Genomic DNA, 19,901 nt, shown 5'->3' with positions numbered 1-19,901 from the left:
CTGATGTAGATTATGGGGGCGAGTCATATATGCACCAAAGTGATCTAAAGCCTTATATGTAGAGCTAAAATACAGTTTCCTTAAGCAAGAGATAAAATGATCTCAGCCATGGGTCCGTTAACTTTCATAACAGCAAAGGGGTGAGGGAAACGGCAAACTCCCGCGGTAGAAAGGGCGGACGAGATCCCGCAGAGAGCTTGCGAACGAGGAAGCTCGGCCGGTCTTCCGCAGGAGTATTGCCGTTTCACCGATCCCCTTACTCTCACAAAAGCAACGGACCTCCACCACAATATATCTCTAATTCAAGTCTTCAAGATAAGGGGGCTTAACTGGAAAAGACACCTAATAAAAAATCAAAACATCCCATTCAACATTTAAAGGTGGTTTCATTGGAATAGGTGAAAGGAATTTGATACAATATAGGTTACGCAATATGAGGAGGAACGATTATGCCAAAGGGTCAACAAGGAAATGTAATAGCGAGAAATAAAAAAGCGAATCATGACTTTTTCATTGAAGATACATTCGAAGCAGGAATAGTTCTACAAGGGACAGAAATCAAATCGATCCGTGCAGGTCGTGTGAATATGAAAGACTCCTTCGCTCGTGTGAAAAACGGTGAAGTGTTCCTTCATAATCTGCACATTTCTCCTTACGAGCAAGGTAACCAGTTTAACCATGAACCGACCCGCATGCGAAAACTTCTTTTACACAAAAAAGAAATTAATCGCCTGATCGGGGAGACCCAGCAACAAGGGTATTCCATCGTGCCATTAAAAATGTATATAAAAAATGGTGTCGCAAAGGTTTTAATTGGTCTAGGAAAAGGTAAAAAGAAATATGATAAACGTGAGGACCTAAAACGCAAGCAAGCGAAACGTGATATTGATCGCGCAGTGAAAGACAGCTTGAAACGTTAAGGTTTCCAACAGTTTCCTTTGATAAACGCTGCACACGTGTTATAATAAGAAATGTAGTTGAAGGAAACAAAGCAAATTGAATATAGAGAGCCTAGAGCTCCTATCCGTGAATTGCTCCACTTTTATATGGGGACGTTACGGATTCGACAGGGATAGATCGAGCTTTAGTAGCGAGTCGTATGGTAACGCGTCAAGTGCCACGCCAATAATAACTGGCAAAGAAAACAATTACTCTCTAGCAGCTGCATAAGCTGACCTAGAGGATCCTTCCTGCCATCGCCCATGTGGTAGATTGAAGGGTCTCAAACTGAAGTGGGCTACGCGTTCATTCGCCGTCTTAGGATGAACGAAGAGACCAATAAGACTAGCTACAAGGAAGCCCGTCAGTAGGTCGAATTGTTAGCGAATCATAATATACTGACTACGCTCGTAGAAGCTATTGTGACGATATCTCTGGACGTGGGTTCGACTCCCACCGTCTCCACCAATACATATGTTGGTGGTTTTTTTATGTCTTTGTGACGTGAAATAGTGTTTTCCATTTTTTATTCGTAATCTTCAACACCCAAATGCGATTTCTATGAAAGGGAAAGAGTATAAGGGCGCTTTGTTATTGACAAACTTTATAATTTAGTATATTTTTTTATATAACTAAAAAAATTGATAGATGATTATTTTTTCATTTCTGAATTGGTTAAGGGCTTTAGCATTTATTTAATATTTTAATATTGACTGGATGAAAAAGTTTCTAAAGTAATTGAATGAAAAAGTAACATAAATCAGTGTATTTTATATTCTAGTATGTAAGATTTAAGGATACTTTTTTATTAGACGCGGAATTATAATCATAATGTATTTTGATACTATAAAAGGTAGCTCTTCAAAAAACTTCATTGAAGTTAGTTGAAGCGATGCCGGCAATTTTAAAGATTCAGTGATGACTTTAAATCATCATTGAATCTTTAAAGTTGTCGGTTTTTTTGTTGAGTAAACACAATTTTATTAGAAAAGTTGTAATGGATTAAAATAAATGTGTGATTTTTTTAGAAAGATATATGGAAAGACTTTTTAATAATTTTTTAATACTTTCATCATTTGAGGGGAGAATGCTTTGTGTTAGTTTCGTTTTTGCCATCATCATTAACATTATTTATTATTATGCTTATCGCCTCTGGGGTAAGTGGCCTATTGTTTTTACATCCACGAGTCCCCTTGAGTTTTGTTCGCATTCATATTGGTATTGTGGCTTTACCGCCATTGGTTTCCTTAGTGGCTCTTTTTAATACTAGTGTGAAAGGAAATGTTGGTCCTTGGTACTTGGATTCCTTAGCTTGGTTAATGGCTTTTTTTGTTCTTGCAATTGGTTTAATCATTCAGCGTTTTTCTGTACGTTACTTAATGGGAGATCGCTCTTATCGTAAGTATTTCACCCTTTTTACCTTCACTACAGGATTTGCCTCTCTTGCATGGCTAAGTGGTGATCTCCGCTTGATGGTTATATCTTGGGGAGTAACTCTCGTCGGTTTAACCTTACTTATAAGGTTAAACAGTGAATGGGAAGTAGCAAATGAAGCTGCCAAGGTTTCTGGTCGCTTATTTACATTAAGTTGGTTTTCGATAGTATTCGCAGTGATTTGGCTTTTTCAAGTCACAGGTCAGTGGCAGTTATCATTGGCTCTAACAAATGAAAGTTTAGCTCAACTTGGAGCTTGGGAGAGAACAGGGATTAATTTATTGATTGTTTTAGCGGTGTTAATTACTGCGGCCCAATGTCCTTTCCAAAGGTGGTTAATTGAGTCTGTTGTTGCTCCGACTCCTGTTTCTGCGATTATGCACGCAGGTTTAGTCAATGCGGGTGGAATTATGCTAACTCGCTTTTCACCTCTATTTAATGGTGGTACAGCTTCGGTTATTTTACTTATTCTTGCAAGTTTATCTGTATTGATTGGATCTGGAATTAGTTTAGTCCAGGTTGACTATAAACGTCAGTTAGTAGGTTCTACGATTGGACAAATGGGATTTATGCTCATTCAGTGTGCTTTAGGAGCGTATTTAGCAGCTATTATTCATCTTGTTTTACACGGTTTGTTCAAAGCTACGCTGTTTTTACAGGCTGGTTCGGCAGTACGTCGTTTCGAAGTATCGTCTCGCGTGAATGAAAGATTATCCTATTTATGGATCATGGCTGGTCGGATATTAGGATTACTTGTAGGGGTTGCTTTTTGGCTCATGGCTCCTGGAGATGGGTATCAACTGATAAGTGCGCTAATCTTAGGGTGGTCATTGTCCGTTTCTTGGACACAGCTCGTAGCTTTTGGAGAGGGGAGAATTGGTCGGATTGCTGGCTTTTCATTTTTAGGAGGAGCTACCATCGTTTATATCCTCATTCATAACCTATTCTATGAGTGGTTGCATACAACCGTTTATCAAAGTGCTCAACCTCCAATTCCAGTTGTCATCATTGTCGTAAGTTTATTATTATTTGGCAGTACTTTAGGTACGTGGATAGCTCGTAATGGTTCTTCTGTTTCCTTCGCAATACTCTATCTTTGGTTAGTAAGATTAGGTGAAGCAAAACCAAAGTCAGTAGACAGTCATCCAAACTACCTTAAACAGTATATAGCAAGGAGGTAATGAGTGATGTGCGAAACATCTGGATTAACCAAAGAAAATGTGGAGAAGAAAGGTACAAATTTTAATTTTCAAGATAGTGATATCGATGTTTTAATTGAATCAGCGAGCCGAGTGATTGCACCACTTTGGCCAATTTCTACATTTGCAGCACGTAATCCATGGATGGGACTTGAAAAGCAATCTTTTGAACAGGTTGCTGGTTGGTTTAAGGATATTCTTGATGTTGATCTCTATCCTAGTGCCTCTATGATCCTCTCTGCCAAGAGTAGAGGAGAGATTCATGAGGATTTTGTGAATATGAGGCTGCAGCGTTGGCTTGATTCACATTCCTTTAATATCCCAAGGAACGTGGCAGAGCGATTTTGTCATGCAGCGCTAAAATTAGATCCATTACCTTCTAGCCTTTTATCATCACATGAGTTGGAGAAATCGGTAGAGGAATTTAGTGGACTGAATATGGGGAGTATCGAGAGTTCTTTTATGCAACCAATAAGTTCGCATTTAGAGGATCGAAATGGTGAAAGGTTAGTCAATATTCTCGATCATCATTGCATCAAGTGGTGTAAATTATATCTTGATGGATCACAGGCAGGTTGGACAATGCCAAACCGTCAGGAAGGTTTCTATCATACTTGGCAACGTCTCATTCAATACGATCCGGCACTTAATAAACAACAGCGTAAAAACTTAAAGGATTGGCCACAAGATCCACATATGGCTTTAAAAGAAGCATTAGCCAAACTAGAAATTCCTAGATCAAAGATACAGCCATATCTTGAAGCTCATCTGCTCTCTTTACCTGGATGGGCAGGAATGATGCTTTGGCACTCCGAACAATCAAGACATGAACATGAGCTCTTAACAGAATATTTAGCAGTTCGTATTTCCATGGAGTACACAATTATTAAGCCTCACCTACCTTTGACCAATCAACGATCAGAGAAGAAAGTTTCGATTACTCCCTTGTTAGCCTCTTGGATCCATTGGGGAGGCCTTACAATCGAGGAATGGTCACAGATGTCTTCCACTAAAAAGTATGAATATTTATCATTTGCCCACAGCTTTGATGATAAGGTTCGCAGGAAAATTTGGTTAGAAGCTTGGGAACAAACACATGCAGATCAATTAAGTCAGAAGATAGCTTCTAAACAACATGAGGCCAACGGTGAAAAATCTTCATTAGCTCAATTAGCATTCTGCATTGATGTACGTTCAGAACCTTTTCGTCGTCAACTTGAAAAAGAAGGTTCTATTGAAACGATTGGAATTGCTGGTTTCTTCGGGTTACCGATTGCAACGAGTGAACTCGGGAGTCATCACTGCCATTCTTCTTTGCCGGTTATACTAAAGCCACAACGTAAAATAAAAGAGATCGTTGATGATGATGGAGTATTTTCAAAATATCAACAACGTAAGCAGGCAGTGAGTTCATTAAGTTATACATTTAAAACAATGAAACAGAATGTGCTTGCCAGCTTACTTTTACCGGAGGTTAGTGGTCCTTGGCTTACTCTTCAAATGGTAACCCGTAGCTTTGTACCAAAGAGAGCAGATCGTTTCATTCGTAATCTTCGTGAAACATGGTTACGTAAACCTGAAACAAAACTAACGCTTAATCATGTTCATAATACAGGTGAGGAGATACCCATTGGTTTCTCTGAAGAAGAAAAGGTGTATTATGCTCGCCAAGCTCTGAAAATGATGGGGTTAATAAAGGATTTCGCACCATTAGTCGTGATATGCGGACATGGTAGCCAAAGTACCAATAATCCTTATGCTTCATCTTTAGACTGTGGTGCCTGCGGTGGAGAGTCAGGCGGATTCAATGCAAGGGTTTTAGCAGCATTGTGCAACCTTCCGGAGGTAAGAGAAGGGCTGTCTTCTGAAGGAATTGAAATCCCTGTGGACACGGTTTTCGTAGCTGCTGAGCATAAAACAACGGTAGATGAATTACACTGGCTATATGTTCCTGAACTTTCCGAAGCTGCACAAGAAGCATTTGATCATATCGAGGCTATTATGCCGAAAGTAAGTCAAAATGCAAATGCTGAGCGTCTAGCCCAATTACCGAATTTCCAATCGAAATTAAAAAATCCACAAACTGAGGCACATAGATTTGCTGAAGATTGGAGTGAGGTACGTCCGGAATGGGGATTAGCCGGAAATGCAGCTTTTATTATCGGACAACGTGAACTAACTCAGAATTGTGATTTGGAAGGTAGAGCTTTTCTTCATAATTATGATTGGAAACAGGATGAAAATGGGGATCTCCTAGCTAACATTATTGCAGGACCAGGAACAGTGGCCCAGTGGATTAATTTACAATATTATGCTTCTACGGTAGCACCACATTATTATGGTAGTGGAAATAAAGCAACTCAAACCGTTACAGCAGGTCTTGGTGTTATGCAGGGGAATGGAAGTGACTTGTTAGCCGGACTTCCTTGGCAATCCGTCATGCAATCAGATCACGAGACTTATCATTCTCCTCTTCGATTGTTGGTTGTTATCCACGCACCTAGCCAATATGTAAAACGGTTATTAAATAATGATTCAGCATTTCGAGAAAAAGTTAAAAATGGATGGGTTCGACTTGCTAGTGTTGATCCAGAAGGACGGTGGAAAAACTGGTAAAGATATAAGAAAATAGGGATGAGAAGTTTATTAAAGAGGACACTCAACTTTATAAGTATATATCTTCTCGAAATTTTAAAAACGAATAGACCAATTTTGCGATAGGAGATGTATATAAATGAAAATATCTAAAGGTTCTTATGAAGCTGAGGTAAGCAAGGCAATTACTCAATGGGAAAAGGACTTTCTTGGGCGTGGGTCTGTATCTGTTAAGACAGATATATTAAGGGATATGATAATTGTTAATTTAAAAGGTATTTTAACACCGGCTGAATATAGAGTTTGTGAAACAAAAGAGGGAATGTTAACGATAAAAAAAACTCGTTCGGAGTTAGTTGAATCCGGAATCGAAGATCTTAAGGATATTATACTAACTGTAACTGGAGAAAAAGTGAAAAGTTTTCATACCGATATAAGCACTCGTACAGGTGAACGAGTGATGGTATTTCATTTATTTAATGACCTTGAAAAAAACTTTTAACGTAATTTTCCTTAATTTCTAAAAAGGATTTTTCGTTAGTAGAAAAAACAAAGATAAGATGCCTCATGAAAATAATAATTCTATATGACTATATATAAAGACAGAATTCCAATGGAATTCTGTCTTCTTTCTTGTTAACCAACAATATGATGGGTGATTTCGACTGTTTAAATATTTTTATACTTAGAAATCAATAATAAAACCTGTGAGATGATGGCCAGAATAGGTAATTCTAAAAGCGGACCTATAACTAATGTCAATGCAATTAATGGTTGGTCGGGAAAAGCGGTCATGGCAATTGCCAAAGCGATTGGTGAATTTCTAGCTAAAGTAGTCAAACTTAAACTTACTCGGTCTGGGTAAGGGAATCTCATAAATTTTCCTACCGTTTGACTGATGAAAAAATTAATCATAAAAAATAAAAGTATAGGGATAGTAATTTGCCACATTAAATTGAGGTTATCTAACAATAATTGCCCTTGTGAAGCAAACATGGCTACAATGGCAAGGCTTAAAAAAATAATGGGAAACATACTAAGGTTAGATATCAAGTGATCTCTCACTTGTTCATTGTTTTTCAAAAGGAATTTTGTTAAAACAGCTAAAACGAATGGTATGAATAAAACAGTCAGAATGCTTTCAAACAAAACCCACGGTTCTACTACTCCTGACGTCCCACTAAAAATAAGGAGGTAAATGGGTAACAAAACGAACTGTAAAGTTAGGTTTAGAGGTAAGATAGCTGTGGATAATGCAACATTTCCTTTCGCTATCACAGTAAAAATTAAGTACCAGTCCGTACATGGTGTGACCATTAGCATGATAAACCCAATATACAATGCTGGAATGTCACCTAACCATACCATTGCGAGTAACCATGCAAATGCGGGTGTCCATACAAAGTTCATAGTTATTGAAGTATATGTGAAAGTAATGTTTTTAAAAGACTTCTTTATTTCTTCAAAAGGAATTTGTAAGAAAGTAATATAGAGCATAACTACGAGTAAAGGAACAATAAACGTTTCTGCATTAGCTTGTATTCGTTCTATTTGTCCAATACTTATGCCAATAATAATCGCTAAGAAAATAATCAAAGTATATAACTTTTCGAGTAAGTTCATTATGGACTCACACCTGACGATAACAGATTTTAAACAGACCGTTAATTTCAGCACTAAAAACTCTTTGGCTTTACATTCATGATACTACAGCTGCACTAGGAGTGACCATTTTAGCTCTTAGTCTTATATACTAAATCCGCTATTATCTCATTCTCATTACTTATCGACAGTATGCTATGTAAAGTCCTTTTTACACTTGAAAGTGATCGTTAACCTCGCCGTATTAACACTACATAAAATGTAGTTTACTCCTGAACCTCACCAGTTCTTCGATGAAAGATCCCCGTTTTTATGAATCTTTCTATGATTTTTCCAATTAAAACACCTATTAAAGAGCCAACAATGCCCCCGAATATTGGTCCGATATAGATTAAATGATTGTAAAATATACCTAAATCACCAAAAATGACTGCTGTTATAAATGGAATTGCAGTAGTGGAACGTGGGGGGGCAGAATAGGAATTTTTATATGCGTTATAATAGGCATCCCACATAGAAAAATAAAAAGCACTTAAATAATTCATTCCCCATTCATAATTTAATATTTCATGTGCAATGTGTATATCAGCTAAAAAACTGTAAAGAATAGCTTCATTTAAGTTTGCTTTTAAATTGAAATAGGTGCCTACTAAAACAAACGAAATCCCTTTGAGTATCTGTTGGTTATAAAGCTGCCCCGCTCCGCACCCAATAATACTCATATAAGTAGCAACTTTAGGGTTATATTTATCCATAAACTAAACTCCTTAGGGTAAATTAATAATATAATATTAATCATTACCAAATATAGTAAAATAAAACCTTTATGATGAATTTGCTTTTTGTTAATCATATATAGTCTTGTTTTAGGAGAGAATAAAAATAAAATAGAAAACGATGGGGTTTTAAAATGAAAGTAGCAATTATGGGTGCAGGATTATCTGGACTGGCTTGTGCCATCACGTTGGAGAGGAATGGGATTTCTCCGCATATTTTTGAAAAGAGAAGCGATGTCGGAGACCGTTTTATTAATGCGGAATTATTCTTATCATTCCTTACTAGCCCTGTTAATAATAATTACCAGTTTCTTGCAGAAGAACATAACATTTTCTTGAAACCATCAAACCTAATAAATCAGCTAAATATCCATTCAGAAAATAAAAAAGCAATAGTTAATGAGCAGGTGGGTTTTATTAACATACGAGGTCGCCATAAACATTCTTTTGAACAACAATTAAAACAGCAAGTATCATCTAAGATACACTATCAATCAACGTTTACATACGAAGAATTACTAAAAGAGTATTCTCATGTCATTTTGGCAACAGGTGACGCCGGATATGCCCTAGACTTAAACAACTATGAAGTAGATCGCTCTGTTACTTTAAAAGGAGCAACGGTTGAAGGGGATTTTAAACAATCTTCAATATATGTTTGGTTTAATCATAAGATCGTTCCTAATGGTTATGCCTATGTAATCCCTTTTTCTGAAAAAGAGGCAAATATAGTTATTGCCTACCCACAATTCTCTTCCATACAAGATGAGGACCAAATGTGGCAGAATTTCTATGACATTTTATGTTCACGGTTTAATCAATCTCTAAAGGTAACGGATCAGTTCCATGTCAAAGATTATTTAATAGGAAGATGTATATATCCACGTATTGGAAACACTTTCTTTACTGGTAACTGTTTCGGAGCTCTAATGCCGTTTCTGGGTTTTGGACAATTTTCTTCTCTTTTAACAGGCATATATGCTGCAAATGATATATGTGGGGAAGGCCAATATGAAAAGTTAATCAAACCGATAAGGAAAAGTTATAACCATTCACTTACTCTTCGTAAAGCAATTGAAAGAACAGAGAATCCTACTATGGATAAGATCGTAAGTGGCTTAGATGGTTATTGGGGGAAGAAATTTTTTAAACCTAGTAAGTTTAACTCACTAAATACACTTAGTTATATACTTCGTCCATTTATGAAGTAGTACTTATATTCAGAATGTAAAGTCACAAAAGTTTAATGAGACAAATCGTTTAGCATAGCCATAATTCACTACCTCGATGAGTAGTTGTATCATACTCATTGAGGTAAATTAATATTCTTACATCTACTGGATAGGCCTAACCTCAAAACTATATTTCCATTTAATTCATTTTGACAAATCACCCCCAAACTTTTAGTGTATGACTACATGCTCATGTAATACTATAAGAAATCTTAACAAAAGGTAAGCAAATGATATTTTGTTTAGTTACCTCAAAATCTGACTCGCTTCTATCAGAAAGTCAGTTAATAAAGATTTTCATGATATTTTCTTAAATACATTCATAATTTGAAAGATTCTTTTGTAGAATAAAGAAAATAGATTGTGATCTAATTGATTAAACCGTCATGAATTGGGATTTTATTTTACTCTATTAATCTAATTTTTGTTTGGATTTGGTCTATTCCTTCTATGAGCAATAAATATGTTTGAATCATAATCATTTCTTTCTATTCATTAACTAGTAGAGGCTGATAATATGAAAAAACAATTTTCATTAATCATTACCATGATCTTTTTTATATTTTTAATTTCTATACCAAAAACTATTGCGCAACCAGATCCTTTACCACCAGAAGTAAATAGTGAGGCAGTTATACTAATAGAATCTAATTCTGGGAAAGTGCTGTACACAAAAAATGCAGGAAAAGAAATGTATCCAGCTAGTTTAACAAAAATTGCGACTGCTATTTATGCAATTGAAAAAGGAAATTTAGATGAAATGGTAACTGTCACTAAGGAGGCAAGATCTATTGAAGGTACGAGGGTCTACCTTGATGAAGGGGAGAAGGTTACATTGAAAAAGCTCCTACAAGGGCTTTTAATCAATTCTGGTAATGATGCGGGTGTTGCGATTGCTCAGCATATGAGTGGTAGTGAGGAACAATTCGCTGCGGATCTGAATGAATATTTAACTAGTGAGGTTGGTGTAGAGAACACCACGTTTGCTAATCCACATGGACTTTTTGATCCTAAACACGTTACGACAGCCAAAGATCTAGTCAAAATTACACAATATGCAATGAAGAATGAAGTTTTCCGAGAGCTATTTGGTACGAAATCATTAAAGTGGGATGGAGAAGCATGGGATACCACGCTTTACACTCATCATAAGCTAATGCGAGAGGATCCATATGAAGGGATAACAGGTGGGAAAACAGGGTATGTAGACGAATCAGGTTTTACATTAGCTACTTCTGCTAAGAGAAATAACCTAAGTCTTATCGTGATCACTTTGAATAGTGAAAGGCAGTCCATAGCCTATGAGGATACAAAGAAACTTCTTGATTATGGTTTTGACAATTTTAAAATATCAAGTTTCTCTAAAGGGGAAGAATTTTATGTTACCCATCCAGTTCAAGACCAATTAATGTACGGGGTGAGTAATGGCGAGATGTTGAATGTGATCAATGATGCGGAAAAGGTTCAGGGGATATCCCCCTTAATAGAGATGAAAAACAAAAAAGATGACAAGCAATATAAATCCTTAACTTCTAATAGCAAAGAAGAAGAGGATGATTCATCACTTATGGCTTCTTTAAGTATTATTATTGTATTATTATTGTTAATGGTATTTTGTTTCATTCTTTATAAAACAAAACTTTCCAAAGAGAATTTTTTTAAAAGATCTTAAATTCATTAAAATTCCTTGAGAACAAAGCTTCTCAGGGAGTTTTTTAGATGGTTTTAAAGTTGTGTGAAGAAGTCGTATCTATTGACTTTCACCGTACTTTGTCCCCCAAATAGGCATTTGTTGAAGTATAATTTTCTTTAATGTAGGTGCGTATTAAGAAAAAACCCCTCATTTGAGGGGTTTTTTAGCGTTAATTCGGTAAGTTGTTAAAATCAATATTCTCATAAACATAGGGTTGTGTAGGCTTTTTGATTTTCTTTATGGACTTCATTTTAACCATAGGAAGCGACCAGCCTTTATATTTTTTCACGATTATAGTACCAGTGACTTCCACCCATGAGTCGGTAGGGAATGAACTAAAATCACTACCTTTAACCATAAGACCAAAAATCCCAGCATCCGCAACACAACAAGATACGCCCATTCTTCCAACTACAATTTGATTGGAATTAAACGAATCTTCTCTAAAAATAAATCCGTTAAATTTAATAGACTTCCCTTTAAATGTATTTGGTTCTTCTTCTAATATATTAATTGTTCCAATATAATTATCTGCTGAAAGATGAAACCTATCTGTTTGAAGCATTTTTTTGTAACGTTCTGGATAAAGTTTTTTTGGTGTTAAGATGCCATTTAGATTTGTACCTTGGTCGTTTTGTGAATTGTTTTCTTGAGACGTATTATTTGTATTCTCTATCTCTTTTTCTTCCTCCATCTTTGGTTTTGTTTCAGACTGATTATTCAAGTTTTCTGGGTTATCAGGTGTTTCATTGCTATCAGAAGCTATCTCATATTTGAACCCTTTTTTCTTCGCCATTTCGGATCCAAGTGTATGATCTGAGTATAAAAAGCCGGAAAAAATCGGAAGAATGAAAAGCCCATACACTAAGAACGACTTTTTAAAAGATTTTGTATAGGAGTGCTCGTGGTTGCAATTACAATGAGTATCTTCTTCCTTCTGATTCTTTCGACTAAACTGTACATACGAAAGAATAAACAATACAATCAATGTAAAATAAAAGAAGGGTTGCATTTTCGGTGCAATATAATTGAACAAATCTTGTGTTACGAGTAGTTTGAAAACCAATAAGGTGAAACCTGTTAATATTACGCTTCTAAAAAGCATATGGGTTTTCTGATTCATAGCTTGTCCTCCTTACATCCAAAGTTGGTATAACAATGTGATCCAAAATACTATGAAAGTTACAATGATCAAGAAGCCCATGACAAATTTCTTTTTAAAATAAGCGAATAATAGAATCGTATTTTTTAAATCAATCATAGGTCCATATACAAGAAAGCTTAAAAGAGCCGCGCCAGATGTTACACCTTTAAAAGAAGAAGCTACAAAAGCATCTGCTTCAGAGCATAATGACAATACGTAAGCTAACCCCATCATTGCCACAGGTCCTGAAATTGTTCCACTTCCGATTTCTAAAAGAGTCTCTCTAGCTAGGTATGCTTGTACAACACTTGCTACTAATGCCCCAAACAACAAGAACTTACCCATATCGAAAAATTCATCACTAGCATGGTAAAGCGTTTCTTTTAACTTACTAGAATGATGATGGTGATCATGATCATGGGTGTGGTGATTCGCATGATCCGTATTTTTTAGCTGATTTTTATTACCATAAAAGAAATAGATAAATAGCCCAATTAAGAGCGATACAATTAATGCAAGTCCCATTCTAGAATGAGCGATTATAGGTGTAGATTGAAAGGCATAATAAGTTGAAAGGTACACGATTGGGTTTAATATAGGAGCTGAAACTAAAATAACAAAACCAACATGCAATGGCATCCCTTTCTGAATGAGCCGGCGAACAATCGGAACAATAGCACATTCACATACTGGAAATATAGCTCCAATCACCACAGCTGGAACAGTTGCTACGATAGGATTGGAGGGGATATAACGTTGTAAATGATCCTCTTTTATGAATGTTTGGATGAGTGCTGAGATAAATACACCAAGCAATACAAATGGAATAGCTTCTAAAAAGATGCTTAGAAATATAGTGTTTATATCCAAAAGCTTTGTCGGTACTGTTACATAGTTATCTACAGGGATAAAATCTCCAATTAGAAAAATAATCAATATAAGAAATAGGATTATGTAAATAAAAAACTGGGTGAAGAATCTAGCGGTTTTGGTGAACAAGAAACTAAGCCTCCTGGATTCTAAATTGTATTTGTTACGATTTACTACTTTTATTATACTAACCTCTATGTAAAAAATGAATATCTTCTTTTAAAAAACGAAAGAATATACATCCAAACATACTTTTCGTTATAATAACCATATAGCTATAAATTAAAGGATGATAGCGATGAACGTAGAAAGAGCCTTACAAATTTTAAAAGATAATGGGTATAAGCATACGAAACAGCGAGAGAAGTTACTTGAAATCCTCTCTTTATATGATCAATATGTTTCTGCGCAGAATGTGTGGAAAAGGTTGCAAGAAGAATTCTCTGGAGCTAGTTATGATACAGTATATCGGAATTTATATACGATGGCTGAATTGAGTATTTTGGAATACACTGTACTGAATGGAGAAAAACACTTCGGATTCCATTGCGAGACACATGGACATCATCATCATTTTATTTGTAAATCTTGTGGAACGATGACACCGATTGATGTGTGTCCTATTGAGAAAGTTGAATCAAACTTACCAAATTACCAAATTGATAATCATTTTTTTGAAGTTTACGGCCAGTGTCCATCCTGTCAAATAAACCAGTGCTAGAGGCGCTGGTTTTATTTTTTTGGATTAAATCGTAACATTTACGATTTACAAAACGTAATCATTACGATATAATTTTTTTGAAAAGTGAATGATGAGGGGAGAGAAACATGAAATTATTACAAATTCTAACTGTATTAAGTCTTATACTTATCGTCGGGTGCAGTGGAGATAACCAAGTAAGTTCAAATGATAGCAAAGAGGATTCAAATACTTCTTCAACTACCAGTGAACTACAAATCTATACTACATTATTTCCACTTAAAGACTTTACTGAAAAAATCGGAGGAAACCATGTAGAAGTAGATTCCATTCTACCTGCCGGTTCTGATCCTCATACTTTTGAGCCGACTGCCAAAATGATGGTAAGGATCGCTGAAGCAGATGCCTTTATTTATAATGGTGGAGGGATTGAAACGTACGCAGAAAAAATCTCTGAGTCTTTGAAAGATGAAAAAGTGAAAATAATAGAAGCTGCTAAGGAAGTCAAATATCTAAGCCACTCTAACTCAGAACATGAAGAAGAGCATGAAGAGAGTCATGAAGATCATGCACATGAAGAAGAGCATGGAAAAGGTCATGAGGACCACGCACATGAAGAAGAGCATGGAAAAGGTCATGAGGACCACGCACATGAAGAAGTGCATGGAGATGAGGAAGACCATGCTAGTGAAGAAGAACATTCACATGACCATGGAGATAAAGATCCACACGTATGGTTAGATCCGATTCGAGCTATTCAACTTGCTGAAAATATTAAAAATGAACTTGTTGAGTTAAAACCGGAAGCTAAAAAAGATTTTGAGCAAAACTTTGAGGAATTAAAGGCTACCCTTGAAGAACTTGATCAAGAATTCCGCCAAACATTAGAAACAACTGAAAATAATAAGATTTTAGTTTCACATGCAGCTTATGGATATTGGGAGGAGTCTTATGGAATCAAGCAAATTGCCATTTCAGGTCTATCTTCAACCAATGAACCTTCTCAAAAAGAGTTAGAACGTATTATAAAGAAGTCAGAAAAGTACAATCTTAAATATATTTTATTTGAGCAAAACGTTACACCGAAAGTAGCAAAAGTAATTCAAAATCAAATTGGTGCTGAGGCGTTACAATTGCACAATATATCTGTATTAACTGAAGAAGAACGTAAGGAAAATGAGGATTATTTCAGCTTAATGAGAAAAAACTTAGATGTATTAGAAAAAGTATTGGAATAAAAAAGGGGATTTCTGTTAGTTCCATAAAAAAAGACTTCTTAAAATTTTTAAGAAGTCTTTTGCTTCAATTTGCTTTTAAATTAATCTAACGGCCTGTTACTACTATTCGATTTCCGTGCTTTTTTCGCTTTTTCTTTATGTGCTTGATTTGCCGCAGCACTTCCGATTTCACCTGCAAATTCTGAATCCTGTTTGCTGGAGTCAAAACCATCTTTATTTTTTTGTTGGGCATCATGTTTTTTGGTACGTTTGGACATGAAAATCTCTCCTTCTTTCTTTTTTTTAGTATGAGAATTAGGTGAAAAGAATATACGTTAAAGTGTCTTTGTTCCTTTTCAACATCAGTAATTTTTTTATCATATATTTTTTGAATTTTTTCATCATAATTTCTTTATCACTTAATAGAATAGGAGTTATCAGGGATCAAAGGATTTTCGCTCCCCCGTAAATATATTAATTTTTTTGAAAATAGTGTTTGACATTGAATCCCTTTATGAATTATGATTGTTTTCAACAAATAACTGAATAGTAATAAAATTCTTCTTATCCAGAGAGGTGGAGGGACTGGCCCTTTGAAACCTCGGCAGCGGGTTTTATGTATTTCGCATAAAACACTGTGCCAATTCCAGCAAATGCAATGTTTGAAAGATGAGAAGAGACGGTTTACATATGCCATGTAATCCCCTCTTCTCTTTTTTTGAGAAGAGGGGATTTTTTTATTCAGAAAGGAGCAATGCGAATGATTCATTTTGATCATGTTACCAAGGTTTATGAAAGTAATGGAACTTCGTTTAAGGCGGTGAATGATGTTGAGCTGAAGGTAGAGAAAGGTGAGATTTTTGGAGTAATTGGGTTTAGTGGAGCAGGCAAGAGTACGCTAATTCGTTTAGTGAATTTGTTAGAGCGCCCCACAAGTGGAAGTGTATTACTGAATGATCGTGATATGGCTTCATTAAAGAAATCTGAACTAAGAGAACAGCGACGAAAGATCGGGATGATTTTTCAGCATTTTAACCTACTTGAGTCGAAAAACGTTTATCACAATGTGGCTTTTCCACTGTCTTTAGCAGGAGTTCCGAAAAAGGAAATTGATTCTCGAGTAACGGAAATTCTAGAGTTTGTCGGGTTAAGTGACAAATCCACTCAATACCCTGATCAACTTTCAGGTGGTCAAAAACAACGTGTTGGGATTGCTCGAGCATTAGCCACATCACCAGAAATATTGCTTTGCGATGAAGCCACTTCTGCACTCGATCCAGAAACTACAAAGTCAATATTAGATTTATTAAAACGGGTTCGGGATGAATATAACATTACGATTTTAATGATCACGCATGAAATGAATGTGATCCGAGAGGTTTGTGATCAAGTTGCAGTGATGGAACAGGGGCAGCTCATTGAGCAGGGAACCATTTTCGATGTATTTTCAAATCCAAAGCATCAAACCACTAAGAATTTCGTGCGAACTGTGATGCAGGATGAGATACCGGAATCGATTTTACGATTGCTTTCTGATCAAGAAAGAAGCCGACACATTTATCGTATTACGTTTGTAAACGAAACAACAGGCGAACCGATTCTTTCGAGGGTTTCGAAAGGTTTTGATGTAGAGGTGAATGTTTTACATGGGCAGATCACAGAGCTTCAAGGAGTACCATTTGGAAATTTAATCGTGGAGTTACAAGGAGAACAATCAGAAATTCTAAAGGCCATTCATTATCTTCAAACTTCAGTCCAATTGAAGGAGGTGACAGCACATGCAGGTTGATCTACATACATTTTGGCCAAAAATTTTAGAAGCTACAAATGAAACATTATTAATGGTTGGGATTGCACTGGTTTTCGCCTCGCTGATTGGATTACCGCTCGGTGTTGCGCTTGTCGTAACTCGACCGAATGGATTGCTGCAAAATGGTCCTTTGTTTAAGGTATTAAACGCTATAGTCAATTTCTTCAGGTCCATACCCTTTATCATTTTGCTTGTAGCGATTTTACCTATTACACGATTGATCGTGGGGACGTCAATAGGAACCGCAGCAGCAGTAGTTCCCTTGGTATTATTCTCTGGGCCATTCATCGCACGCCTCGTTGAAAGTAGTTTACTAGAGGTTGAACCAGGCGTAGTAGAAGCGACAGAAGCAATGGGAGCTACATCATGGCAGATTGTCTTTCGCGTATTAATCCCAGAGGCACTTAGTTCCCTGGTCCTTAATATTACGATCGCAGCAATTGGTCTGGTAGGTGCATCCGCCATGGCAGGTTTTGTTGGCGGAGGAGGACTTGGTGACTTGGCCATTGCATACGGTTATCAACGGTTTGAAACAGAAGTCATGATCATAACGGTTTTATTACTTGTTGTCATCGTACAGGTGATTCAAACAGTTGGGAATCAATTATCAAGAAAAATTCGCAGACATTAAAGGAGGAAATAATATTATGAAAAAAATAGTAACGTTACTTAGTTTACTTGTTGTATTAGGGAGTGTTTTAGCAGGTTGTAATCAAGGGAGTGCAGAAGACAAAGTTGTGAAAGTAGGGCTGAATGGCTCTGGCGTACCGATTTGGGAGAAAATTAAAGAGGAAGCAAAAAAAGAGGACATTCAAATTGAGTTAGTAGAATTTGCAGATTATGTACGACCTAACTTAGCTTTAGCTGATGGAGATATTGATTTAAACGCATTCCAAACGGTTTCTTATTTTGACGCATTTATTAAAGAACACGATTTAGATTTAGCTCCAATTGGAACAACGTTAATTGCGCCGATGGGAATTTACTCTGAAAAGTATAAGGATGTTGGTGAGATTCCTGAGGGTAGTAAGATCGCTTTACCGAAAGAAGCAACAAATATGGGCCGTGCTCTATTACTGTTAGAAAAGTCAGGACTTATTGGTCTGCCGGAAAATTTTGATGGAAATGGCTCCATTGAAAAGATTACGAAAAATCCTAAGAATCTTAAGTTTGAACCTATTGTAGCTGCCCAAACTCCACGTGTATTACCAGATGTAGCAGCTTCGATTATTAATAATGGTGTAGCTGTCGAAGCAGGTTTTACCCCTGTGAAAGATGCGATTTTCATTGAAGACGATACAGCTAAGCCATACATCAATATCATTGCAGCACGTGCAGATGAAACGGATAAAGAAGTCTATCAAAAAATCGTAAAAATTTATCAACAAGAAGAAGTGGCCAATCATATTCGAGAAGTGTATAACGATTCACTAATCCCTACATTTGTTCCACTTGAGAACATTGGCTGGTAAATAGGAGGGAGACACAATGACGTTAGAGACTACTGAATCATTAGAGAATATCGTTTTACAGTCTATTGAAGATAAACGATCTACCTATATTCATACTAGTCATGAAATTCATGAACATCCTGAGGTAGGAAATGAAGAAAGATTTGCATCTGATTTACTGTGTTTGTTATTAGAGGAGGCGGGATTTGAGCTAGATCGAAATATCCCTGAACACGACACGGCTTTTATTGCTCGTAAATCCTCTACAAAACCTGGACCTAAGATTGGCTTTTTAGCGGAATATGACGCTTTGCCGGGATTAGGGCATGCTTGTGGTCACAACATCATCGGTACGACAAGTGTGGCAGCGGCTATATCATTAGGGGAACTTATTGAAGAAATTGGAGGTGAAGTAGCGGTGTTAGGGACCCCTGCTGAAGAAGGGGGTACTAATGGAAGTGCAAAAGGTACGTTTGTAAGGCATGGACTTGTGCAAGAATTTGATGCCTGTATGATGGTGCATCCACTGGGAAGAACAACAGGTTCTGCTGAGACACTTGCTGTAGATCCGATTGATTTTGAATTCTTTGGGAAGTCTGCGCATGCAGCCGCGAACCCTGAAGCGGGTGTGAATGCTTTAGATGGTGTTATCCAATTGTTTAATGGAGTTAATGCGTTGCGCCAGCATGTTACAGATGATGTTCGAATTCACGGTGTTATTCTGGATGGAGGAGAGGCTCCAAACATCGTCCCTGATTATGCTAGAGCTCGCTTTTTCACCCGAGCTGCAACACGTACAACTTGTGATGAAATCACTGAAAAAGTCGAGAGAATAGCAGAAGGAGCAGCTTTAACTACTGGCTCTAGTTACAAAATGACTAGAATTCAAAATGGGGTTGATAACTTTTATGTAACACCACGTTTTGATGAATTGTTTAAGGAAAAGGTTGAGCAACTTGGGGAAGATTTCAAAGAAGAACGCCAAGGTATAGGTTCTACGGATGCCGGTAACATTAGCCAAGTAGTTCCTACCATCCATCCTTATATTAAAATTGGGTCAGAGGACTTAGTGGCTCATACAAATGATTTTCGAGAAGCAGCTAAATCTGAAAGGGGAGATCATGCTCTGATTACTGGAGCAAAAGCTCTTGCTTTAACTGGCCTTGAGTTATTTACTAAACCTGATGTATTACAGTCTATTAAATTTCAATATGAAGAAGGAAAATAATATTGAAGCGG

17 protein-coding genes, 1 other RNA gene and 1 riboswitch are annotated in these 19,901 nt (G+C 36.6%); of the genes, 13 read left to right on the top strand and 5 right to left on the bottom strand.

What is annotated here, in order from left to right; genetic code table 11:
* The first annotated feature begins 449 nt into the window (after positions 1-449).
* The 5 genes from smpB (at position 450) to H514_RS0105280 (ending at position 6,669) form a co-directional block, all read left to right on the top strand.
* On the top strand, positions 450-920 hold the full coding sequence (smpB, locus tag H514_RS0105295) for an SsrA-binding protein SmpB (protein ID WP_027446029.1): 471 nt from the start codon (positions 450-452) through the stop codon (positions 918-920).
* Between the two features lie 128 nt (positions 921-1,048).
* Positions 1,049-1,407, top strand: a transfer-messenger RNA (tmRNA) gene (gene ssrA / locus H514_RS24240).
* 626 nt (positions 1,408-2,033) lie between these two features.
* Positions 2,034-3,554, top strand: a complete 1,521-nt coding sequence (locus tag H514_RS0105290; RefSeq protein WP_027446028.1) for an NADH dehydrogenase subunit 5 — start codon at positions 2,034-2,036, stop codon at positions 3,552-3,554.
* A 6-nt stretch (positions 3,555-3,560) separates the two neighbouring features.
* Positions 3,561-6,188: a DUF2309 domain-containing protein gene (locus H514_RS0105285; protein ID WP_027446027.1), complete on the top strand. Its 2,628-nt coding sequence runs from the start codon at positions 3,561-3,563 to the stop codon at positions 6,186-6,188.
* Between the two features lie 118 nt (positions 6,189-6,306).
* Positions 6,307-6,669 carry a Na-translocating system protein MpsC family protein gene (locus tag H514_RS0105280; protein WP_027446026.1) on the top strand — a complete coding sequence of 121 codons (363 nt, stop codon included), beginning with the start codon at positions 6,307-6,309 and terminating at the stop codon, positions 6,667-6,669.
* Positions 6,670-6,836: 167 nt separating this feature from the next.
* Here H514_RS0105280 and H514_RS0105275 read toward each other — a convergent pair whose 3' ends face one another.
* Positions 6,837-7,790 carry an arsenic resistance protein gene (locus H514_RS0105275; RefSeq protein ID WP_027446025.1) on the bottom strand — a complete coding sequence of 318 codons (954 nt, stop codon included), beginning with the start codon at positions 7,788-7,790 and terminating at the stop codon, positions 6,837-6,839.
* A gap of 245 nt (positions 7,791-8,035) precedes the next feature.
* Positions 8,036-8,524 carry a hypothetical protein gene (locus H514_RS23900; RefSeq protein WP_051255037.1) on the bottom strand — a complete coding sequence of 163 codons (489 nt, stop codon included), beginning with the start codon at positions 8,522-8,524 and terminating at the stop codon, positions 8,036-8,038.
* Between the two features lie 155 nt (positions 8,525-8,679).
* Between H514_RS23900 and H514_RS0105265 the strand changes: the two genes are divergently transcribed.
* The gene (locus H514_RS0105265) at positions 8,680-9,756 is read left to right on the top strand and encodes an NAD(P)/FAD-dependent oxidoreductase (protein ID WP_027446024.1); all 1,077 of its coding nucleotides are present in this window, start codon (positions 8,680-8,682) and stop codon (positions 9,754-9,756) included.
* 538 nt (positions 9,757-10,294) lie between these two features.
* Positions 10,295-11,449 carry a D-alanyl-D-alanine carboxypeptidase family protein gene (locus H514_RS0105260; RefSeq protein WP_027446023.1) on the top strand — a complete coding sequence of 385 codons (1,155 nt, stop codon included), beginning with the start codon at positions 10,295-10,297 and terminating at the stop codon, positions 11,447-11,449.
* Positions 11,450-11,639: 190 nt separating this feature from the next.
* Here the strand turns inward: H514_RS0105260 and H514_RS0105255 are convergent, their stop codons facing one another.
* Together H514_RS0105255 and H514_RS0105250 are read right to left on the bottom strand one after the other, a co-directional pair.
* A complete protein-coding gene (locus H514_RS0105255) occupies positions 11,640-12,593 on the bottom strand; it encodes a TIGR03943 family putative permease subunit (protein WP_027446022.1) in 954 nt (317 codons plus the stop codon).
* Positions 12,594-12,605: 12 nt separating this feature from the next.
* Positions 12,606-13,613, bottom strand: a complete 1,008-nt coding sequence (locus tag H514_RS0105250; protein WP_197063109.1) for a permease — start codon at positions 13,611-13,613, stop codon at positions 12,606-12,608.
* A gap of 169 nt (positions 13,614-13,782) precedes the next feature.
* Between H514_RS0105250 and H514_RS0105245 the strand changes: the two genes are divergently transcribed.
* Positions 13,783-14,205, top strand: coding sequence for a Fur family transcriptional regulator (locus tag H514_RS0105245; RefSeq protein WP_027446020.1), 423 nt, complete (start codon positions 13,783-13,785; stop codon positions 14,203-14,205).
* A gap of 107 nt (positions 14,206-14,312) precedes the next feature.
* Positions 14,313-15,422, top strand: a complete 1,110-nt coding sequence (locus tag H514_RS0105240; protein WP_027446019.1) for a metal ABC transporter solute-binding protein, Zn/Mn family — start codon at positions 14,313-14,315, stop codon at positions 15,420-15,422.
* A gap of 80 nt (positions 15,423-15,502) precedes the next feature.
* Here H514_RS0105240 and H514_RS24940 read toward each other — a convergent pair whose 3' ends face one another.
* Positions 15,503-15,679, bottom strand: coding sequence for a hypothetical protein (locus H514_RS24940; RefSeq protein WP_169449750.1), 177 nt, complete (start codon positions 15,677-15,679; stop codon positions 15,503-15,505).
* A gap of 283 nt (positions 15,680-15,962) precedes the next feature.
* Positions 15,963-16,077, top strand: a riboswitch (SAM riboswitch).
* An 84-nt stretch (positions 16,078-16,161) separates the two neighbouring features.
* On the opposite strand from H514_RS24940, the gene H514_RS0105230 reads away from it, so the two are divergent.
* From H514_RS0105230 to H514_RS0105215, 4 genes are read left to right on the top strand one after another with little or no spacing between them, the layout of a single operon-like run.
* Positions 16,162-17,190 carry a methionine ABC transporter ATP-binding protein gene (locus H514_RS0105230; protein ID WP_027446018.1) on the top strand — a complete coding sequence of 343 codons (1,029 nt, stop codon included), beginning with the start codon at positions 16,162-16,164 and terminating at the stop codon, positions 17,188-17,190.
* Positions 17,180-17,842, top strand: a complete 663-nt coding sequence (locus tag H514_RS0105225) for a methionine ABC transporter permease (protein ID WP_027446017.1) — start codon at positions 17,180-17,182, stop codon at positions 17,840-17,842. The genes H514_RS0105230 and H514_RS0105225 overlap by 11 nt, the downstream gene beginning before the upstream one ends.
* Before the next feature lie 16 nt (positions 17,843-17,858).
* Complete coding sequence (locus tag H514_RS0105220) at positions 17,859-18,683, top strand: MetQ/NlpA family ABC transporter substrate-binding protein (RefSeq protein ID WP_027446016.1); 825 nt, start codon at positions 17,859-17,861, stop codon at positions 18,681-18,683.
* Between the two features lie 16 nt (positions 18,684-18,699).
* Complete coding sequence (locus tag H514_RS0105215; protein ID WP_027446015.1) at positions 18,700-19,890, top strand: M20 family metallopeptidase; 1,191 nt, start codon at positions 18,700-18,702, stop codon at positions 19,888-19,890.
* The last annotated feature ends 11 nt before the right edge of the window (positions 19,891-19,901 follow it).

This window comes from Pontibacillus marinus BH030004 = DSM 16465 (assembly GCF_000425225.1).
Lineage (GTDB): Bacteria > Bacillota > Bacilli > Bacillales > BH030062 > Pontibacillus > Pontibacillus marinus.
The sequence above is the reverse complement of the archived record's forward strand: the minus strand, read 5'-3'. Positions and strand labels throughout refer to the sequence as shown.

What these genes read in the sequence shown, in the direction of transcription:
- smpB (WP_027446029.1), top strand. Translation starts at nt 450, where the DNA reads ATGCCAAAGGGTCAACAAGGAAATGTAATAGCGAGAAATAAAAAAGCG.
- H514_RS0105285 (WP_027446027.1), top strand. Translation starts at nt 3,561, where the DNA reads ATGTGCGAAACATCTGGATTAACCAAAGAAAATGTGGAGAAGAAAGGT.
- H514_RS0105280 (WP_027446026.1), top strand. Translation starts at nt 6,307, where the DNA reads ATGAAAATATCTAAAGGTTCTTATGAAGCTGAGGTAAGCAAGGCAATT.
- H514_RS0105275 (WP_027446025.1), bottom strand. Translation starts at nt 7,790, where the DNA reads ATGAACTTACTCGAAAAGTTATATACTTTGATTATTTTCTTAGCGATT.
- H514_RS23900 (WP_051255037.1), bottom strand. Translation starts at nt 8,524, where the DNA reads ATGGATAAATATAACCCTAAAGTTGCTACTTATATGAGTATTATTGGG.
- H514_RS0105265 (WP_027446024.1), top strand. Translation starts at nt 8,680, where the DNA reads ATGAAAGTAGCAATTATGGGTGCAGGATTATCTGGACTGGCTTGTGCC.
- H514_RS0105260 (WP_027446023.1), top strand. Translation starts at nt 10,295, where the DNA reads ATGAAAAAACAATTTTCATTAATCATTACCATGATCTTTTTTATATTT.
- H514_RS0105255 (WP_027446022.1), bottom strand. Translation starts at nt 12,593, where the DNA reads ATGAATCAGAAAACCCATATGCTTTTTAGAAGCGTAATATTAACAGGT.
- H514_RS0105245 (WP_027446020.1), top strand. Translation starts at nt 13,783, where the DNA reads ATGAACGTAGAAAGAGCCTTACAAATTTTAAAAGATAATGGGTATAAG.
- H514_RS0105240 (WP_027446019.1), top strand. Translation starts at nt 14,313, where the DNA reads ATGAAATTATTACAAATTCTAACTGTATTAAGTCTTATACTTATCGTC.
- H514_RS24940 (WP_169449750.1), bottom strand. Translation starts at nt 15,679, where the DNA reads ATGTCCAAACGTACCAAAAAACATGATGCCCAACAAAAAAATAAAGAT.
- H514_RS0105230 (WP_027446018.1), top strand. Translation starts at nt 16,162, where the DNA reads ATGATTCATTTTGATCATGTTACCAAGGTTTATGAAAGTAATGGAACT.
- H514_RS0105225 (WP_027446017.1), top strand. Translation starts at nt 17,180, where the DNA reads ATGCAGGTTGATCTACATACATTTTGGCCAAAAATTTTAGAAGCTACA.
- H514_RS0105220 (WP_027446016.1), top strand. Translation starts at nt 17,859, where the DNA reads ATGAAAAAAATAGTAACGTTACTTAGTTTACTTGTTGTATTAGGGAGT.
- H514_RS0105215 (WP_027446015.1), top strand. Translation starts at nt 18,700, where the DNA reads ATGACGTTAGAGACTACTGAATCATTAGAGAATATCGTTTTACAGTCT.